This window comes from Roseivivax sp. CAU 1761 (genome assembly GCF_054482755.1).
On the sequence record NZ_JBTLRM010000005.1, the window covers coordinates 30,061 to 47,446 of the forward strand.

At 71.2% G+C, this 17,386-nt stretch carries 15 protein-coding genes and 1 tRNA gene; 7 read left to right on the forward strand and 9 right to left on the reverse strand.

All coding sequences use genetic code 11. From position 1 onward, the window contains the following. Positions 1-24 precede the first annotated feature (24 nt). The 5 genes from ACXYMW_RS04920 to ACXYMW_RS04940 all read left to right on the forward strand — a co-directional run bounded on the left by ACXYMW_RS04920 (position 25) and on the right by ACXYMW_RS04940 (position 4,274). The gene (locus tag ACXYMW_RS04920; RefSeq protein ID WP_459034183.1) at positions 25-600 is read left to right on the forward strand and encodes a YceD family protein; all 576 of its coding nucleotides are present in this window, start codon (positions 25-27) and stop codon (positions 598-600) included. Between the two features lie 196 nt (positions 601-796). Then, positions 797-1,003, forward strand: coding sequence for a 50S ribosomal protein L32 (gene rpmF / locus ACXYMW_RS04925; RefSeq protein ID WP_459034184.1), 207 nt, complete (start codon positions 797-799; stop codon positions 1,001-1,003). Between the two features lie 22 nt (positions 1,004-1,025). Next, entirely contained in the window at positions 1,026-2,147 is a 1,122-nt protein-coding gene (gene plsX, locus ACXYMW_RS04930; RefSeq protein ID WP_459034185.1) for a phosphate acyltransferase PlsX, read from the forward strand. Beyond that, positions 2,144-3,115 carry a beta-ketoacyl-ACP synthase III gene (locus ACXYMW_RS04935; RefSeq protein ID WP_459034186.1) on the forward strand — a complete coding sequence of 324 codons (972 nt, stop codon included), beginning with the start codon at positions 2,144-2,146 and terminating at the stop codon, positions 3,113-3,115. The genes plsX and ACXYMW_RS04935 overlap by 4 nt, the downstream gene beginning before the upstream one ends. A gap of 55 nt (positions 3,116-3,170) precedes the next feature. Further along, positions 3,171-4,274, forward strand: coding sequence for an acetoin utilization protein AcuC (locus ACXYMW_RS04940; protein ID WP_459034187.1), 1,104 nt, complete (start codon positions 3,171-3,173; stop codon positions 4,272-4,274). 14 nt (positions 4,275-4,288) lie between these two features. Here the strand turns inward: ACXYMW_RS04940 and ACXYMW_RS04945 are convergent, their stop codons facing one another. From ACXYMW_RS04945 to ACXYMW_RS04955, 3 genes are all read right to left on the reverse strand, one after another. Next, positions 4,289-4,633: a hypothetical protein gene (locus ACXYMW_RS04945; protein ID WP_459034188.1), complete on the reverse strand. Its 345-nt coding sequence runs from the start codon at positions 4,631-4,633 to the stop codon at positions 4,289-4,291. Positions 4,634-4,773: 140 nt separating this feature from the next. Then, positions 4,774-4,847 (reverse strand) — tRNA-Gly (locus ACXYMW_RS04950). A gap of 152 nt (positions 4,848-4,999) precedes the next feature. Continuing rightward, positions 5,000-5,338: a hypothetical protein gene (locus tag ACXYMW_RS04955; RefSeq protein ID WP_459034189.1), complete on the reverse strand. Its 339-nt coding sequence runs from the start codon at positions 5,336-5,338 to the stop codon at positions 5,000-5,002. A 210-nt stretch (positions 5,339-5,548) separates the two neighbouring features. Between ACXYMW_RS04955 and ACXYMW_RS04960 the strand changes: the two genes are divergently transcribed. Both ACXYMW_RS04960 and ACXYMW_RS04965 read left to right on the forward strand, forming a co-directional pair. Further along, complete coding sequence (locus ACXYMW_RS04960; RefSeq protein ID WP_459034190.1) at positions 5,549-5,725, forward strand: hypothetical protein; 177 nt, start codon at positions 5,549-5,551, stop codon at positions 5,723-5,725. 121 nt (positions 5,726-5,846) lie between these two features. Next, positions 5,847-6,698: an SMP-30/gluconolactonase/LRE family protein gene (locus ACXYMW_RS04965; protein ID WP_459034191.1), complete on the forward strand. Its 852-nt coding sequence runs from the start codon at positions 5,847-5,849 to the stop codon at positions 6,696-6,698. 19 nt (positions 6,699-6,717) lie between these two features. Here ACXYMW_RS04965 and gghA read toward each other — a convergent pair whose 3' ends face one another. Genes gghA through glgC form a run of 6 tightly spaced genes read right to left on the reverse strand, consistent with a single transcriptional unit; the run spans position 6,718 to position 17,365 of the window. Further along, positions 6,718-9,090: a glucosylglycerol hydrolase gene (gghA, locus tag ACXYMW_RS04970; protein ID WP_459034192.1), complete on the reverse strand. Its 2,373-nt coding sequence runs from the start codon at positions 9,088-9,090 to the stop codon at positions 6,718-6,720. 25 nt (positions 9,091-9,115) lie between these two features. Beyond that, complete coding sequence (locus ACXYMW_RS04975) at positions 9,116-10,747, reverse strand: alpha-D-glucose phosphate-specific phosphoglucomutase (protein ID WP_459034193.1); 1,632 nt, start codon at positions 10,745-10,747, stop codon at positions 9,116-9,118. 10 nt (positions 10,748-10,757) lie between these two features. Further along, positions 10,758-12,644, reverse strand: coding sequence for a 4-alpha-glucanotransferase (locus ACXYMW_RS04980; protein ID WP_459034194.1), 1,887 nt, complete (start codon positions 12,642-12,644; stop codon positions 10,758-10,760). Beyond that, complete coding sequence (gene glgX / locus ACXYMW_RS04985; protein ID WP_459034195.1) at positions 12,637-14,733, reverse strand: glycogen debranching protein GlgX; 2,097 nt, start codon at positions 14,731-14,733, stop codon at positions 12,637-12,639. The genes ACXYMW_RS04980 and glgX overlap by 8 nt, the downstream gene beginning before the upstream one ends. Then, positions 14,730-16,139 carry a glycogen synthase GlgA gene (gene glgA, locus ACXYMW_RS04990; RefSeq protein WP_459034196.1) on the reverse strand — a complete coding sequence of 470 codons (1,410 nt, stop codon included), beginning with the start codon at positions 16,137-16,139 and terminating at the stop codon, positions 14,730-14,732. The genes glgX and glgA overlap by 4 nt, the downstream gene beginning before the upstream one ends. After that, on the reverse strand, positions 16,136-17,365 hold the full coding sequence (gene glgC / locus ACXYMW_RS04995) for a glucose-1-phosphate adenylyltransferase (RefSeq protein ID WP_459034197.1): 1,230 nt from the start codon (positions 17,363-17,365) through the stop codon (positions 16,136-16,138). Before glgC ends, glgA begins: the two co-directional genes overlap by 4 nt. Positions 17,366-17,386: the final 21 nt, after the last annotated feature.

A 17,386-nucleotide genomic window follows, 5' to 3' on the forward strand; every position in this document is an offset into this window, starting at 1 on the left:
TCAAGCAGAGGAAGGGGTCCCGTCATGACTGCTGCCCAAGGCTCTCCCGGGCCGTTCCGGACCGCGGACCTGTCGCAGGCGCGGCCCACCGCTTTTGCCGTTGCGCCGGACGGGGCGGCGCGTGCCGCGCTGGCCGAAACGCTGGGCTTCCAGGCGCTGCGCAAGCTCGCCTTCTCGGGCGAGATCGTGCCGCGCGGCAAGCAGGGCTTCCGACTGACCGGCGCCCTCGGCGCCACCGTGGTGCAGGAATGCGGGGTCACGCTGGAGCCCGTCACCACCCGCATCGACACCGAGGTCGAGCGGCTGTTCCTGCCGGCGGAACGGATCAGCGCGCCGGAACCCGGCTCGGAGACCGAGATGCCCGAGGATGACACCGTCGAGCCGCTCGGGGCGGTCATCGACCCGGCCGCGGTGATGGCCGAGGCGCTGCTCCTCGCGGCGCCCGACTTCCCGCGCGCCCCGGGTGTCGAGATGGGCGAGGTCGAGGCCCGGCCGGCCGGCGCCGCGCCGATCCGCGCCGAGGAGACCAAGCCGTTCGCCGGGCTCGCCGGACTGCGCGAGCGGCTGGCGGGAGACGGCGAGGAGCCCGAGGAGCGCTAGGCCGCATGCGGCGCTTGCGCGCGCCGCGGCAATCGCAATGGTCGCGCCCTCACGCGAGAATAAGGGTTGCTTCCGGCCCGGCTTCGGCACTAAGAGCGCGGGGATTCCGATGATCCCCGGGAGCGCGTCTGCGCCGGCGGGGTCGGAGCACACGAAACACGCCCCTGCGGGGGCCCGAACCATCCGGGGTTGAGACATGGCCGTCCAACAGAACAAGGTTTCCAAGTCGCGCCGCAACAAGCGTCGTGCGCACGATTCGCTCTCCGCGGCGAACCCGAACGAGTGCAGCAATTGCGGCGAGCTGAAGCGCCCGCACCACGTCTGCCCGTCCTGCGGCCACTACGCCGACCGTGAGGTCGTGGCGACGGCCGACGAGATCGATCTGGACGAAGACGCCGCGTAACAGCTGCAACAGGCCACCTTCCATGACCTCGAGGCAGGATCGACCGGAGGCGGGCCAGGGGCAGGTGGTGATTTCCGTCGACGCGATGGGCGGGGATCGCGGCCCGTCGGCCGTGGTCGCCGGTATCGCCGAATCGGCGAAGAAGAATCCCGACATCCGCTTCATCCTGCACGGCCCCCGGGCCGAACTGGAGAAGCTGGTTGCCAGGCGGCAGGTCGCCCGTCACCTCGATGGGCGCTGCGAGATCCGCGACGCCCAGGGCGTCGTCACCATGGACGACAAGCCGAGCCAGGTGATGCGCCGCGGCAAGGACACGTCGATGTGGTCGACGCTCGACGCGGTGCGCGGCGGCGAGGCCACCGTGGCGGTGAGCTGCGGCAATACCGGCGCGCTGATGGCGATGTCGATGGTGCGCCTGCGCAAGCTGCCGGGGGTCAACCGCCCGGCCATCGCGGTGCTCTGGCCGTCGCGCAACCCCCAGGGCTTCAACATCATGCTCGATGTCGGCGCCGATATCCGCGCCGACGACGAGGATCTGCTGCAATACGCGCTGATGGGCGCCTCCTATGCCCGCAACGGGCTGGCGCTGGAGCGGCCGCGGGTCGGCCTGCTCAATGTCGGCACCGAAGAGCACAAGGGCCGCGCCGAACTCAAGGCGGCGCATGACCTGATGGAGCGCACCGCGTCGCGGGCGAATTTCGAGTTCGTGGGCTTCGTCGAGGGCGGCGACATCCCGGGCCAGAAGGCCGATGTCATCGTCACCGACGGCTTCACCGGCAATGTCGCGCTGAAGACCGGCGAGGGCACCGCGCGGCTGGTCGGCGACCTGCTGCGCGAGGCCTTCGCCTATTCGCCGCTGTCGCGCATCGCCTCGGTGCTGGCGCTGACCTCGCTGAAGCGCCTGCAGAAGCGCATCGACCCGCGCCGCGTCAATGGCGGGGTCTTTCTCGGGCTCAACGGCACCGTGGTGAAGTCGCACGGCGCGGCCGACGCGACCGGCGTCTCGGCGGCAGTGAAGCTGGCCTTCCGGCTGGCGCAATCGGGCTTCTCGGACAAGCTGGCGGCCCGGGTTGCATCCGCGGCCGAGCTTGCCCACGATGCCGCAGCGCCGGAATCCGGCGCGAAGGACGGGACCAACTCATGACGTTACGTGCCGTGGTCGCGGGATGCGGCCACTACCTGCCGAAGAAGGTCGTCGAGAACGCGGCCTTCGAGCGCACGCTCGACACCACCGACGAATGGATCCGCGCCCGCTCGGGGATCGAGCGCCGGCACTTCGCCGAGGAGGGCGAGACCACCTCGGTGCTGGCCACCCGCGCCGCCGAGGCGGCGCTCGCGGATGCCGGCTTCGCGCCCGACGATCTCGACGCGGTGATCGTCGCCACCTCGACGCCGGATCTCACCTTCCCCTCGGCGGCCACCATGGTGCAATCGGCCCTCGGCATGACGCGCGGCTTCGCCTTCGACATCCAGGCGGTCTGCGCGGGCTTCGTCTACGCGCTCAGCACCGCGCATGGCATGATCCTGTCGGGCCAGGCGCGGCGGGTGCTGGTGATCGGCGCCGAGACCTTCTCGAAGATCATGGACTGGACCGACCGTTCGACCTGCGTGCTGTTCGGCGACGGCGCCGGGGCGCTGATCCTCGAGGCGCAGGAGGGCGAGGGTGCCGCCAGCGATCGCGGCATCCTGGCCACCGACCTGAATTCCGACGGCCGCCACCGCGACATCCTCTTCGTCGATGGCGGCGTCTCGACCCAGACCACCGGGCATCTGCGGATGCAGGGCCGCGAGGTCTTCCGCCACGCCGTCGAGAAGCTCGCGCAGACCGCCGAGACGGCGCTGGATAAGGTCGGGCTGACCGGCAGCGATGTCGACTGGGTGGTGCCGCACCAGGCCAATATCCGCATCATCCAGGGCACCGCCAAGAAGCTCGGCCTGCCGATGGAGCGGGTGGTGGTCACCGTCCAGGATCACGGCAACACCTCCGCCGCCTCGATCCCGCTGGCGCTGTCGGTGGGGGTCGCGCGCGGCCAGATCAAGCGCGGCGACCTGATCGTCACCGAGGCCATCGGCGGCGGCCTGGCCTGGGGCGCGGTGGTGCTGCGCTGGTAATCCCTTCGGGGTCCCGCCGGCGCGGCGTCGCTCCGCACCGGCCGGCACGGAGGCGATGACCTCCGCGCTCTTCATCGGCTCGACGATCTACCGCGCGCCGGCCTTCGCGCCGCGCCATCCGCTCGCCATCGCCCGGGTGCCGGCGGTCACCGATCTCTGCCGGGCGCTCGGCTGGCTGCCGGCGGCGTCCTACCGCACCAGCCCCCGGGCCAAGCCCGCGGCGCTGACCGGCTTTCACCATCCCGATTACGTCGCCGCCTTGATGCGGGCCGAGCGGAGCCAGGAGGTCGATGCCGGCACCCGGACGCGGCACGGGCTCGGCACGCTGTCGAACCCGGTCTACCCGGCCATGTTCCGGCGCCCCGCCACCGCGGTGGGCGGCGGGCTGCTGGCCGCGGAGCTGCTGATGGGCGGGGTTCCGGCGGTCTTCAACCCCGGCGGCGGCACCCATCACGGCCTGCCCGACCGGGCCGCGGGGTTCTGCTATCTCAACGAGCCGGTAGTGACGATCCGGCGGCTGCTCGCGCTCGGCTGCGGGCGCGTCGCGTATGTCGATCTGGACGCGCATCACGGCGACGGCGTCGAACTGGCGTTCCGCGGCTCCGACCGGGTGCGGGTGATCTCGGTCCACGAGGAGGGCCGCTGGCCTTTCACCGGGGCGCTCGAAGACAGGGCGGGCGGCGCAGCCTTCAACCTGCCGGTGCCGCGCGGCTTCCACGACGACGAGTTCGCCCTGGTCCTCGACCGGGTGATCCTGCCGGCGGTGGCGGGCTTCCGGCCGGACGCGATCTTCCTGCAATGCGGCGCCGATGCCTTGGCCGAGGATCCGCTGGCCCGGCTCGGCCTGTCGAACAACGCGCATCTGGCGGCGCTCCGGGCGCTGCGGCCGCTCGCCCCGCGGCTCGTGGTATCGGGCGGCGGCGGCTACAACCCGTGGAGCACGGCGCGGCTCTGGGCCCGCATCTGGGGGGAGCTTGCGGGCCATTCCCCGCCGCCGCTCCTGTCCGAGCCGGCGCGCGCCGTTCTGGGCGGGCTCGACTGGCCGCGGCGGGCGCGCCCCGACCGGACGATGCTACAGGGGCTGGCGGATGCGCCGCGGGGCGGGGCGATCACCGACGAGCTGCGCCGCCGCGTCGCGCGGCTGGCCGAGCGGGTCTGAGCGCCGGAGGTGGCTCAGGCGCGGCGGCGGAACGGCGCGGCCAGCGCGTTCAGCAGCACCCCGAGACAGGCCAGGGCCATGGCGAGGATCAGCCAATGCGTGCCGTGGACCAGCGCCGCGAGAAGCGTCGTGAGGGCGAGGGCGAGCGCGATCCAGCGCCAGCGCGGCGCATCGCCCCAATACATCGCCGCCCCGGCCAGCGCCACCGCTCCCGCCGCCACGGTCATGGTCAGCGCCGCGGTGGTGCCGGCGAGCGGCGCCTCGGGGGTGAGGTAGAGGTTGAGGATGTTCAGGGTGCCCACGAGCCCCGCCGCAAAGGTCACCAGCGCGCCCAAACCGCCCAAACGTCCGATCATCATCGCCCTGTTCCCCGTCTTCCTCGTCGCGGATCGCGCAGCCGAAATGGACGCCGCGCGGCGCGCCCGGTCACAGTGAGAACCAAGGCGCCAAGGCCGCGGTTCCGCAGCGTGCGGGGTGGAGGGCGGAGATCGGTAGGGGATGGAGCGGGTGAAGGGAATCGAACCCTCGTCGTCAGCTTGGGAAGCTGCTGCTCTACCATTGAGCTACACCCGCATCTCGGCCCGGATTAGCCGATGCCGCGGGCCGCGGCAAGCCCGATCGCATCGCGCCCGAGCGCGCAGCGCAGCGGCGCGGCGCGCATGCAATGGGCCGGCCCGGGAAGTCCCGCGCCGGCCCGTCGCTCACGAGGTTGCACCGGACGGGGATCAGCCGCCCATCTGCTTCTTCACCACCTGGGACAGTGCCTGGGAGGTGTTCTTGGCGTCGCAATCCGCCGGGGCGTCTTCGCCGCCCTGGGCGAGGACGTTGGCATCCACGTCGCAGACATTCGCGGCCACGCCGATCGGGGCCTGCACGGTGACCGGGATGTCGGAGACGTCGACGCTCAGGTTCTCGGCGAGGTCGTTGGCGACATTCTCGACGTTCACGTTGACCAGGTTGTTCGCGTTGACCTTCGGGCTGGCATTGACGTCCTGCGCGAAGGCCGGAGCTGCGGCGAGGCCCATGGCGGAAACGAGGGCGGCGGCAGTGAACTTGCGGAACATGAAAGTCTCCTGTGACTGGTTTCGCACCCGTCCAATGCGCCCGGGCCATAGATGTTTCCGTGCTGCATCTTTGACCGCCCGGCTTCGGCAGAACGGCGCTCATTGGCCCACCGCGCCCGGCGCCGGAGCGCCGAGGCGGCGCGCGGACGTGATTTGCCCGGACCCCGCCGGCCTGCGATGCTGGAGATGCACCCGCAGAGGAGGCGGAGAATGCATTACGGAACGAATTTCACCCTGCTGAAGGCAGTGATCCTGGCCCTGCTGATCATGCTGGGCCTGCTCGTCGTCCAGGTGCGGCAGGACCGCGTCGATCTCGGGACGCGGGAAGTGGCCCCGGCGCCGGCGGCAACCGAGCGCCCGGCCGGGGACGGACGGATGCCGGTCTGAGGCCCGGCCCCGGCGATGTTGCGATGCGCCCGGGCGTTGCAGCGCTCGGCGGAGGAGGGGCTCTGGCCTTCCCGTCATGGCTGCGCCAAGGTGGTCCGGCATCCGGGAGGGGCCGAACCGAATGGGACATCTCATCTTCAGCGATACCGTCTGCGAGCTTGGCGAAGGGCCGCTCTGGCACCCTTGGGAAGACGCGCTCTACTGGTTCGACATCCTGCGCGGCCGGCTGCACCGGCGCCAGACCGAGGGCGCGGAGCAGCACTGGAGCTTCGACCGCGCGGTCTCGGCCGCCGGCTGGGTCGAGAGCGGCCGCCTGCTGATCGCCAGCGAGACCGACCTGTTCCTGTTCGACACCGCCTCGGGGGAGGAGGAATCGCTGGTGCCGCTGGCGGCCGACGCCCCCGACCTGCGCTCCAATGACGGGCGCGCCGATCCGATGGGCGGCTTCTGGATCGGCACCATGGCCAAGGACGGGCGCTCCGGCGCCGGGGCGATCTACCGCTATTTCCGCGGCGAGCTGCGCAGGCTCTACGACCGGCTGACGATCCCGAACGCCATCTGCTTCTGCCCCGAGGGGCGCTACGCCTATTTCACCGACACGCCCACCATGATCATCCGGCGCGTCGCGCTCGATCACGAGGGCTGGCCGAAGGGCGACCCCGAGACCTTCGTCGATCTCTCGCCGGAAGGGCTGCGGCCCGACGGCGCGGTGATCGACAGCCGCGGCAATCTCTGGAACGCGCAATGGGGCGCCGGGCGGGTGGCCTGCTACAACCCCGAGGGCAAGTTCATGACCGCGGCGGGGCTCGCCGCCGGCCAGGTGAGCTGCCCGGCCTTCGGCGGGCCGGAGCTCAACATCCTCTTCGTCACCTCCGCGGCCGACGGGGCGCCGCAGGACGACCCGCTGGCCGGCGTGACCTTCTCGGTGCCGATGGGCTTCACCGGCCAGCGCGAGCACCGCGTGCTGCTCTGACCGGCGCGCCGCCGCCGCCTCAGCCCTGCCGGGTGAAGACCAGCGCCATGGAATCGCGCAGGACGATCGGCCCGGAAATGTAGTCGCCGCCGATGCCCGGGGACCGCAGGGCGCAGGTCCAGCCCAGCCCCTCGAGCCCCGGGATGTGCAGGCGCAGCGGGTCCAGATCGGGCGTCTCCTTGCCCTCCATGTGGATGATCGCGAAGACCTGTTCGCCGTCCGGGCCGTGGCGCAGCGCGGTGAAGACGGTGCGGCCGTCCAGCGGTTCGAGATAGCCGAAGCGGTCGCGCGGGCCGAAATTCTGCCGCAGCCAGGGCCGGGCGGCACGGAAGTCGCGCAGGCCCAGGGCAAACTCGACCTGCACCGGGTCGAGCCCGCCCAGCGAATGGCTGATGTTGCAGTAATCGTGCATGTCGTCCATCCAGGCCCGGGCCACCTCCTTCAGCGTCGCGACGCTGTAGCTGTCGGGCCCGGCGAGCTTGGGATCGGTGGCGTTGAGCAGCCGCGCGATGTCCTCGAGATCGTATTCCGTCACCTTCACCAGCGCCGGCAGGAATTCGCAGAACCGCGCCAGATCGGCCCGGGTGGCGAAGCCCAGCTCCTTGAGCCGGCGGAAGTTCGACGGGATCGAGTAGGAATATTCGTCAACCTGCCATTTCAGGCTGATCGCCTCCTCGGCCACGACCTTGACGCCGTAGCGGTCGTCCTGGTTGCGGATGAAGCCCCAGGAGGCGCGGGCCAGCGCGTTGAGGAAATCCATCGGCACCCCGGGCAGCACCGCGTAGGTCAGCGTGTGCGCCGCCGGGTTGTCATAGGCCTTGTCGAGGATCTCCATCCGCGTGTGGCCGAGCCGGGTGTTGATGTTCATCTCCGGGCTGACCTGGGTGCCGCGGCGCAGGGTGTCGTGGTTCGAGGTGCCCGAGATCCAGTTGGCGCCGACCGACAGGCATTCGCGGATGCGCCAGTACTTGCCCAGCCAGAACGTGTAGAGGAAGGGCGTGTTGTGCGCGAAGGTCAGCGGTCCCCACTGGAACACGTCGTCGTCGCGCTGCGCCTCGATCACCGAGCGGTAGGTCGAGGACAGTTCCCAATCGGCCTCGGGCCAGGGGCGGCCATCCTCGAAGATCATCCAGGGCCGGTAGCGGGTGCCGGCGACCTCCTGTTCGACATCGGCCATCGCCTGGAGATAGGCGTCGTCGTGGCGCAGCTCCTGCGCCCCGGCATCCCACCACTTGAAGTCCTGCGCGCCGTCGACGCGGACGCCGTCGGCGCCGTAATCGACCTTGCGCCGCTGCATCTCCAGCAGGATCGCCCGCACCGCCGGGTTCTGGTAGTCGAGGTTCTGGCCGTACATGTTGGGCCCGGCGAAGAAATGCCCGTTCAGCGCCCGCTGGCCCTGGTTGTCGGCATGGCCGAAGACCACGTCGAAGATCAGCTTCTTGGGCGCGCCGGGGAAATTGTGCAGCGCCGCGGCGAAGTCCACCAGCTCGTCCGGGCGACCGCTTTCCAAAAGCACCGGGTTCACCGCCGCCTGGCCCGCGATCAGGTTGTCGTAGCCCCAGTTGGTGGTGTCGGGACGGCGCAGCGACACCGTCACGCCGGCGGCATCGGAGCCGCTTTCCTGCCAGAAATCGTGCCCGGTCTCGTAGACCGTGGTGGGCTCGACCGGCAGCAGCTGGACCGCCTCGTAGCCGAGATAGATCTGATCCGCCGGGTCCAGCGGCAAGCCGCGATTGACGCGCTCGGCCAGCCGTTCGAACTGCCGGGTCAGCGACGCCAGGGTGCCGCCGGCCGTGCCGGTGGGCACGTGGATCTGCAGGATGTTGGACACCGGGCCCAGCTTGACCGTCTCGGCCCCGGCGAGGCCCTGCCAGTAGGCCCGGTCGGCGCGCCCGGCCTGCATCGCCGCGAGGTCGTAGAGCTCGGCCGGGGCCAGCGCGCCGAACGGCAGGGAGGCCGCCAGCGGGTCGAGGATGCGGTGCCAGCGGTCGTCGCTGTCGCGCCAGGACAGGGCGTAGAAATCGCCGATCCGGTCGCGCCGCCCGGCCCGCATGCCGCGGACCGCGGCGAAGCAGTGGTTCTCGGTCCGGATCACCGGCACCATGGCGCGCTCGAAGCGCAGGTCCTGGTGCGCGCGGGTCAGGTCGAGCGGTTCCACGGGGGCGAGGATCTCGAGAAAGATGTCGCCCGAAGGCACCCGCAGATCCTGCAGCTCCGGCACCCAGAAGCCGAACTCTGCCAGCCCATCCGCGTCGATATGGCCGCCCAGCCAGCGGGCGATGCGCTGCTCGGCCTCGAACCGCGACGGCGCGCTGATCAGCGCCTCCTCGCAGGCGGCGGCGCGGGCCGCGGCGGCGTCCTCGTCGAAGGCGATGCGGTCGGCGATGGGCATGGCGGAACCTGTCCTTTCGGGGCGTTCAGGTGATGACGTCGGGGGCGCTGCGGCCGGTGCGGCTGCGGATGCCGGCAAGCTCGTCGGCGGCGGCGATGATCGCGGCCAGCGCCGCCTGCGGGTCGCGGTCGAGCTGTGCCGGATCGGTCTCGACCTGCTCGAGGTAGACCCGCAGCGTCGCGCCCTCGGTGCCGGTGCCCGACAGACGGAACACGATGCGGCCGCCGGTGGCGGTGGTGACGCGCAGGCCCTGGGCCTCGGCGCGGCTGCCGTCGACCGGGTCGTCATAGGCGAACTCGTCGGCGGCCTCGATCTTCTGGCCGGCGACCTCCTGGCCCGGCAGGTCCGGCAGGCGGGCCCGCAGGTCGTCCATCAGCGCGTTGGCGGCGTCGCTGTCCACGGCCTCGTAATCGTGGCGGGAATAGTAGTTGCGCCCGTAGGTGCGCCAGTGCTCGGCCATCAGCTCGGCCACGGAGATCTTCCGCTCGGCGAGGATGTTGAGCCAGAACAGCACCGCCCAGAGCCCGTCCTTCTCGCGCACGTGGTCGGACCCGGTGCCGGCGCTTTCCTCGCCGCAGAGCGTGGCCCGCCCGGCATCGAGAAGGTTGCCGAAGAACTTCCAGCCGGTGGGCGTCTCGTAACAGTCGCAATCGAGCCGCAGCGCCACGCGGTCGAGTGCCCGCGAGGTCGGCATGGAGCGCGCCACGCCCTTGAGCCCGCCGCGATAGCCCGGCACCAGCGTGGCATTGGCCGCCAACACTGCCACCGAATCCGACGGCGTGACGTAGCAGTCGCGCCCGACGATCATGTTGCGGTCGCCGTCGCCGTCGGAGGCGGCGCCGAAATCCGGCGCGTCGGGCCCATGCATCGCGTCCATCAGCTCCTTGGCCCAGATCGGGTTCGGGTCGGGATGGCCGCCGCCGAAATCGCGGCTCGGCTCGCCGTTGACGACGGTGCCCTCGGGCGCGCCCAGATGCCCCTCGAGGATGGCGCGGGCATAGGGGCCGGTCACCGCGTGCATGGCGTCGAAGCGCATCCGGAAGCCGCCTTCGAAGAGCCGCCGCAGGGCGTCGAAGTCGAAGATCTCCGCCATCAGGTCGGCGTAATCGGCGACCGGGTCGACGACCTCGATCTCCATGTTGGCGAGCGTCCGCGTGCCGATGGTGGCGAGGTCGACGTCATGCGCCTCGATGATGCGGTATTGCGTGAGGCTCCGCGTCGCCTCGTGGATCCTGGCGGTCACCGATTCCGGCGCCGGGCCGCCATTGGCGGTGTTGAACTTGACCCCGAAATCGCCGTCGGTGCCGCCGGGATTGTGCGAGGCCGACAGGATGATGCCGCCATCGGTGCCGTTCTTGCGGATCAGGTGCGAGGCGGCGGGGGTGGAGAGCAGCGCGTTCTGCCCGACGATCACCCTGGCGGCGCCCGAGGCCGCGGCCATGCGCAGGATCACCTGGGCCGCGCGGTCCGAGAAATAACGGCCGTCGCCGCCCAGCACCAGCGTCTTGCCGGCGACGCCGCCGATGCCCTGCCAGATCGCCTCGACGAAATTCTCGAGGTAGTGGCGCTCCATGAAGGTGCGGGTCTTCTTGCGCAGGCCCGACGTGCCGGGCTTCTGGCCGTCGATGGGTTGCGTCTCGATCGTCAGGATTTCCATAGCGGAGCCCTCATCGTCCTTGGCGTTGCATGATGTCGGCGGTGCGCGCGAGCCGGGGATCGGCGGCGATCTGCTCGGGTCCCTTGGGCAGGCGGCGGCGCCAGTTCGGGTGTTCGTCGACGGTGCCGGGCAGGTTGGGCTGCTCGGCGAGGTCGAGCACGTTCTCGACCTGCACCGCGACCAGCCGCGAGCCGGCGGCGGCGAGGAAGGCGTGCATGCGCTCGGCGCTGTCGGGCGCGGCATCGGAATAGGGCGCGGAGGCATGGTCGAAGGCCGCCACCTCGACGGCCCGGGCGGCCTGAGCCTCGCGCTGCTGCTCCGGACCGATCTGGCCCAGCCGCGCGCGTTCGGCGATCTCGCCGCCGGCGCGCCAGCCGCGCCAGGTCGGCAGGTCGTGGGTGGAGAAGCTGGCCACCGCCGCCTCGGTATAGTCCTCCGGGCGGGTGAAGGCGGCGCTCTCGGCCTCCCAGTCCTGCTCGAACATCGCCAGCCGGCAGCCCAGCACGCCGGCGGCGCCGAGCGCCGGCGGCAGCTCCTCGGGCAGGTTGCCCAGATCCTCGCCGACGATGGTGGCGTCGCGCCGCGCCGCCTCGATCCGCGCCACCGCGAGCATCGCCTCGCGCGGCATCTGCACATAGGCGCCGGGGCCGTCCTCGGGCACCCAGAAGGCGCGTTCGAAGCCGAGGATGTGGTCGATGCGCAAAAGGCCCGCGAGGTCGAGCTGGCGGCCCAGCGTCTCGGCCAGGGCGGCAAAGCCGGTGGCGGCGAGGTGCAGCGGGTTGAACGGCGCGAGGTTCCAGCGCTGGCCGTCCTTCGAGAAGGCGTCGGGCGGGGCGCCGAGCGAGGCGCCGAAGGCGAAGCTCGCGCGGTCCTCCCAGGTCTCGGCGCCGTGCGGATGGGTGCCCACCGCGAGGTCGAGATAGAGCCCGTGCCGCATGCCGGCGGCGCGGGCCCGGTCATTGGCCGCGCGCAGGTCGGTCTCGGCGCGCCACTGCGCCCATTCATGGAAGGCCACCCGGTCGGCCAGTTCCTCGGCCGCGCGCCGCGTCTCGACGCTCTGCGGGTCGCGCAGCGCCGCCGGCCAGCCCGACCAATAGGCGCCGTGGCGTTCCGACAGCGCCTGGTGCAGCGCGAAGCTGCGCAGGGCCGCGCCCTCGGCCCGGCGCCAGGCCGCGAGGCGCGGATCGTCGCGTTCGGCGGCGAAGCGGGTCTCCAGCGCCGCCATCTGCGCCGCCCGCGCCGCGGGGTAGTCGATCAGCGCGCCATCCGCCGGCGGTTCGGCCCCGGCCGCCACGTGCAGGATGTTGAGCCGTCGGCGGTGCGACGGCGAATAGGGCGAGAAGCCCGCGGCATCGGCGGGGAACCCGGCATGGACCGGGTTGATGCCGAGAAACCGCGCGCCGTGCCCGGCCGCGCCCTCGGCCATCCGGGCAAGCTCGGCGTAATCGCCCAGCCCGCCGCGGCCCTCGGGGCGCAGCCCCGGCAGCGGCACCATCAGGCCCCAGCCGCGTTCGGGCAGGGGCAGGCGGCGCGGCGCGCTGAGAATCCAGCAGGTCTCGCCCGCGCAATCCAGCCGGTGTCGGCCAAGCGGCAGCGCCGGCAGCGCGCCGCGGCCCGAGCTTTCCGTGCCATCCTGAAGCGTCAGGCGCCACGCGTCCGGCACCGGCAGATCGGGCGCGCTGTCGGCCTCCGCCACGTGCCAGGCCGGCAGCCAGTCGTGCCGCGGCAGCGTGGCCAGCCGGTCGCGGGCTTCGGCCTCGCTCTCGGCCGAGAGGCCCATCGCGGCGAGCAGCGCGGCGCGGGTCGCGGGCGCGGTCTCGCGCCAGTCGTCCATCTGGTCCTGGTAGCGCGGCAGGATGCCGGCGCGCCGGGCCAGATCTGTCAGGGCGTCACTCATCGAAGCATTCCAACACGAAGACCAGCACGGAATGTGCGGCCATGTCCCAGGTCTCGCCCGCCGAGAGCCGCTCGGTCTCGGGCGCGGCGGTGTCGATATGGCAGCACCAGCAGCGGCCCTCGGGCGGGTCCGGAAGATCGATGGTCACCGCCTTGCCGGCGTTGAAGGCCAGGAGGATGGCCTCCTCGCGCTGGGCATAGGCCGGGGTGCCGGAGGCCATGCGCATCTCGGCGAGGCAGATCCGCCGCGCCGGGTCGTGCCAGTCCGCCCGGGTCATCTCCTCGCCGTCCTCGCGCCACCAGAACAGATCCTCGAGCCCGTCCTTTTCGCGTTCGCGGGCATGCAGGAAGCGCTTCTGGCGCAGGATCGGATGCGCCTTGCGGAAGGCAATGAGGCGGCGCACGAAGGCCATGGTCTCGGGCTCGGCGCTTTGCCAGTCGAGCCAGCCAATGGCATTGTCCTGGCAATAGGCGTTGTTGTTGCCGTTCTGCGAATTGCCGAACTCGTCGCCGGCCAGCAGCATCGGCGTGCCCTGCGCCAGCAGCAGCGTGGCCAGCAGGTTGCGCCGGCGCAGCGCCCGCGCGGCGCGGATCTTCGGATCGTCGCTCGGCCCCTCGACGCCGAAATTGTCCGAGTGGTTGGCATGGTGGCCGTCGCGGTTGCCCTCGCCGTTGGCGTGGTTGTGGCGCTCGCGGTAGCGCGTGAGATCGGTCAGGGTGAAGCCGTCATGGGCGGTGATCAGGTTGATGCTCGAGGTCGCCGGCCGTCCGGAATGGTCGAACTGCCAGGCCGAGCCGGTGATCCGGTCGGCCAGTTCGGCGACCATGCCGTCATCGCCGCGCCAGAACCGGCGCACGCCGTCGCGGAACTTGTCGTTCCATTCCGCGAAGGGCGGCGGGAAGGCGCCCACCTGGTAGCCGCCGGGGCCGATATCCCAGGGCTCGGCGATCAGCTTGACCTGGGCCAGGACCGGGTCCTGGCGCAGCGCGTCGAAGAAGGCAGCGCCCGGCTCGAAGCCGTCGGGCGTCCGCCCGAGCGCCGCGGCGAGGTCGAAGCGGAAGCCGTCCACGCCCATCACCTGCACCCAGTAGCGCAGCGAATCCATCACCATCCGCATCACCATCGGGTGGTCGATGTTGAGCGTGTTGCCGCAGCCGGTGTCGTTGACGTAGCGCCGGCGGTCGCCGTCGAGCCGGTAATAGCTGGCATTGTCGAGGCCGCGGAAGCTCAGCGTCGGGCCGGTCTCGTCGCCCTCGCAGGTGTGGTTGTAGACCACGTCGAGGATGACCTCGATGCCGGCCGAATGCAGCCGCGCCACCATGTGCTGGAACTCCCAGATCCGCCCCGCGGACAGGTAGCGCGGATCGGGGGCGAAGAAGCCCAGCGTCTGGTAGCCCCAGTAATTCGACAGCCCGCGATCGACCAGGAAGCGGTCGTCGAGGAAGGCCTGCACCGGCAAGAGCTCCAGCGCCGTGATGCCGAGCCCGGTGAGGTGGTCGAGCATGGCGTCCGAGGCCAGCGCCAGAAAGCCGCCCTTGGGCCCGGCTTCGGGGTGGCGCTGGGCCAGGCCCTTGGCATGGGCCTCGTAGATCACCGTCTCCTCCATCGGCGTGTCGGGCCGCCGCGTCCGGCCCCAGGAGAAGCAGGGATCGACCACGACGCCCTTGGGCATGAAGGCGGCGCTGTCGCGGCTGTCGAAGGAGAGGTCGGCCTCGGCGGCGCCGCGGCGGTAGCCGTAAAGCGCGTCGTGCCACTGCGGAAGCCCGGTCAGGCGCTTGGCATACGGGTCGAGGAGCAGCTTGTGGGGATTGAAGCGGTGGCCCTCGTCGGGGGCGTAGGGGCCGTGCGCGCGGTAGCCGTAGCGCTGGCCCGGCATGATGCCCGACAGGTAGCCGTGCCAGACATCGCCGTCGCGCTCGGGCAGGTCGATGCGCGCCGTTTCGCGCCGCCCGTCATGCGAGAACAGGCACAGCGTCATGCGGGTGGCATGCTGCGAGAACACGGCGAAGTTGGTGCCTTCGCCGTCGAAGGTGGCGCCCAGCGGATGGTCCCGGCCCGGGCGCGGGGGATAGGCGGTCCGGTCGTTCATCGCGCGGCGGGCACGAGGCTCGCATAGAGGTCGGCATAGGCCCGGGCCGAGACGTCCCAGCCCACCGGATGCGCCATGGCGTTGCGCATCATGCGCTGCCAGAGCGGCCGGTCCTGCCAGAGCGTGGTCATCTTCACCAGCGCCTGCGCCAGCGTGTCGGCGTTGACCGGGCGGAATTGCAGCCCGGTGGCGCACCCCGTCGCCAGCGCCGCGGGGTTGGCGTCGATCACCGTGTCGGCCAGCCCCCCGGTGCGCGCCACCACCGGCAGGGTGCCGTAGCGCAGCCCGTAGAGCTGGGTCAGGCCGCAGGGCTCGAAGCGCGAGGGCACGAGGATGGCGTCGCCACCGGCCATCATCCGCTTGGAGAGGTCCTCGTCGTAGCCGATCTGCACCGAGATGTCGGGCGAGGCCTCGGCGGCCTCGAAGAAGGCGGCCTCGAGCTCGGCCTCGCCCGAGCCCAAGAGCGCCAGCTGTCCGCCGGTGCCGGTCAGCGCCGGCAGCGCCTCGAGCAGCAGGTCGAGCCCCTTCTGGTGGGTCAGGCGGGAGATCACGATGGCCAGCGGCGCGTCGCGCTCCGGCAGGCCCAGCTCCTCGCGCAGGGCGCGGGTGTGGCGGGCCTTGCCGCGGGGCATCCGGTAGGGCGGCGCCCAGGCCTCGGTGTCGATGCCGTTGAGGATGCCGCAGAGCGCCCCGCGCCGGGCCCGCAGCACGCCGTCGAGCCCCATGCCGAATTCCGGCGTCAGAAGCTCGCTGGCATAGGTCGGGCTGACGGTGGAGATGGCATCGGCATAGACCAGCCCGGCCTTGAGCGCGCTGACCTGTCCCCAATATTCGTAGCCGCCGGGCCGGAAGCCGCTCTCCGGCAGGCCGAGCGGGCCGATCAGGTCGGCCGGGAAGACGCCCTGGAAGGCGATGTTGTGCACCGTCATCACCGTCGCCACCCGGCCCGCGGCCGGCCCCTGGGCGAGGTAGACCGGCGCAAGGCCGGCCTGCCAGTCATGCAGGTGCAGCACGTCGGGGCGCCACGCGCCGTGGCCGTCCTCGGCGATGCGGACCGCCACCTGCGACAGCGCCGCGAAGCGCTGCGGGTTGTCGGGCCAGTCCCGCCCGTCGGGGCCGAGATACGGGCCGCCCGGCCGGTCGTAGAGATGCGGCGCGTCGAGCGCGTAGAGCGTCGCGCGGCCGAGCTTGCCCTCGACCAGCCGCGCCGGGCCGCCGAACAGCTCGCCGAGATCCTGCGCCGCGCCGCGCATCCGCGCCATCACCGCCGGATAGCCCGGCAGCAGCGTGCGCATCTCCACCCCTTCCGCCGCCAGGGCCGCCGGCAGCGCGCCGGCGACGTCGGCCAGCCCGCCGGTCTTGATCAGCGGCACGCATTCCGAGGCGACGGAAAGGACGTTGGTCATTGCGCGGCCGCGCGCTTGTCGAGCATCTTCTGGGTGATCAGCGTCACGCCGCCCTCGGTGACGCGGAACCACTTGGCGTCCTCCTCCGGATCCTCGCCGACCACCAGCCCCTCGGGCACGTGCACGCCGCGGTCGATCACCACGTTCTTCAGCCGGGCATGGCGGTTGATCACCGCGTAGGGCAGCACCACCGCGCGTTCGAGCGAGGCGTAGCTGTTGGCATGCACCATGGTGAAGAGCAGCGACTCGCGGATCTCGCTGCCCGAGACGATGCAGCCCGAGGCCACCAGCGACGAGACGGCCGAGCCGCGCCGGCGCTCCTCGTCATGGATGAACTTGGCCGGCGGCACGCTCTCGGAATAGGTCCAGATCGGCCAGTCCTGGTCCCAGAGATCGAGGTCGGGGGTGAAGTTGGTCAGGTCGATATTGGCCTTCCAGAAGGCGTCCACGGTGCCCACGTCGCGCCAGTAGGCCGGCGCCTCGCGCGAGGAGCGCACGCAGCTGTCCTGGAAGCGGTGGGCCTGCGCCTTGCCGTTCTTGACGAGGTCCGGGATGATGTCGTGGCCGAAATCGTGGCTCGAGTTGGGGTCGTCGCCGTCGCGCACCAGAAGGTCGCGCAGGAAGTCCCACTTGAAGACGTAGATGCCCATCGAGGCCAGCGTGACCTCGGGGTCGTCGGGCGTGCCGGGCGGGTCGGCGGGCTTTTCCAGAAACGAGGTGATGACGTCGTTGCCGTCCACCGCCATCACCCCGAAGGCCGAGGCCTCGGCGCGCGGCACCATCAGGCAGCCCACCGTCACGTCGGCGCGGCTGTCGACATGGTGCTGGATCATCCGCTCGTAATCCATCTTGTAGATGTGGTCGCCGGCGAGGATCAGCACGTAATCGACGCCGTAGCTGTCGATGATGTCGATGTTCTGCGCCACCGCGTCGGCGGTGCCGCGGTACCACATGCTTTCCGAGACGCGCTGGCTGGCCGGCAGGATGTCGAGAAACTCGTTGCGCTCGGCGCGGAAGAACGACCAGCCGCGCTGGCAATGGCGGATCAGGCTGTGCGCCTTGTACTGCGTCGCCACCGCCATCTTGCGGATGCCGGAATTCATCGCGTTGGAGAGCGCGAAGTCGATGATCCGGCTCTTGCCGCCGAAATAGACCGCGGGCTTGACCCGGCTGTCGGTCAGTTCCTTGAGCCGCGATCCGCGTCCCCCCGCCAGAACGAAGGCCATAGTGCGGCGCGTGAGACCGCT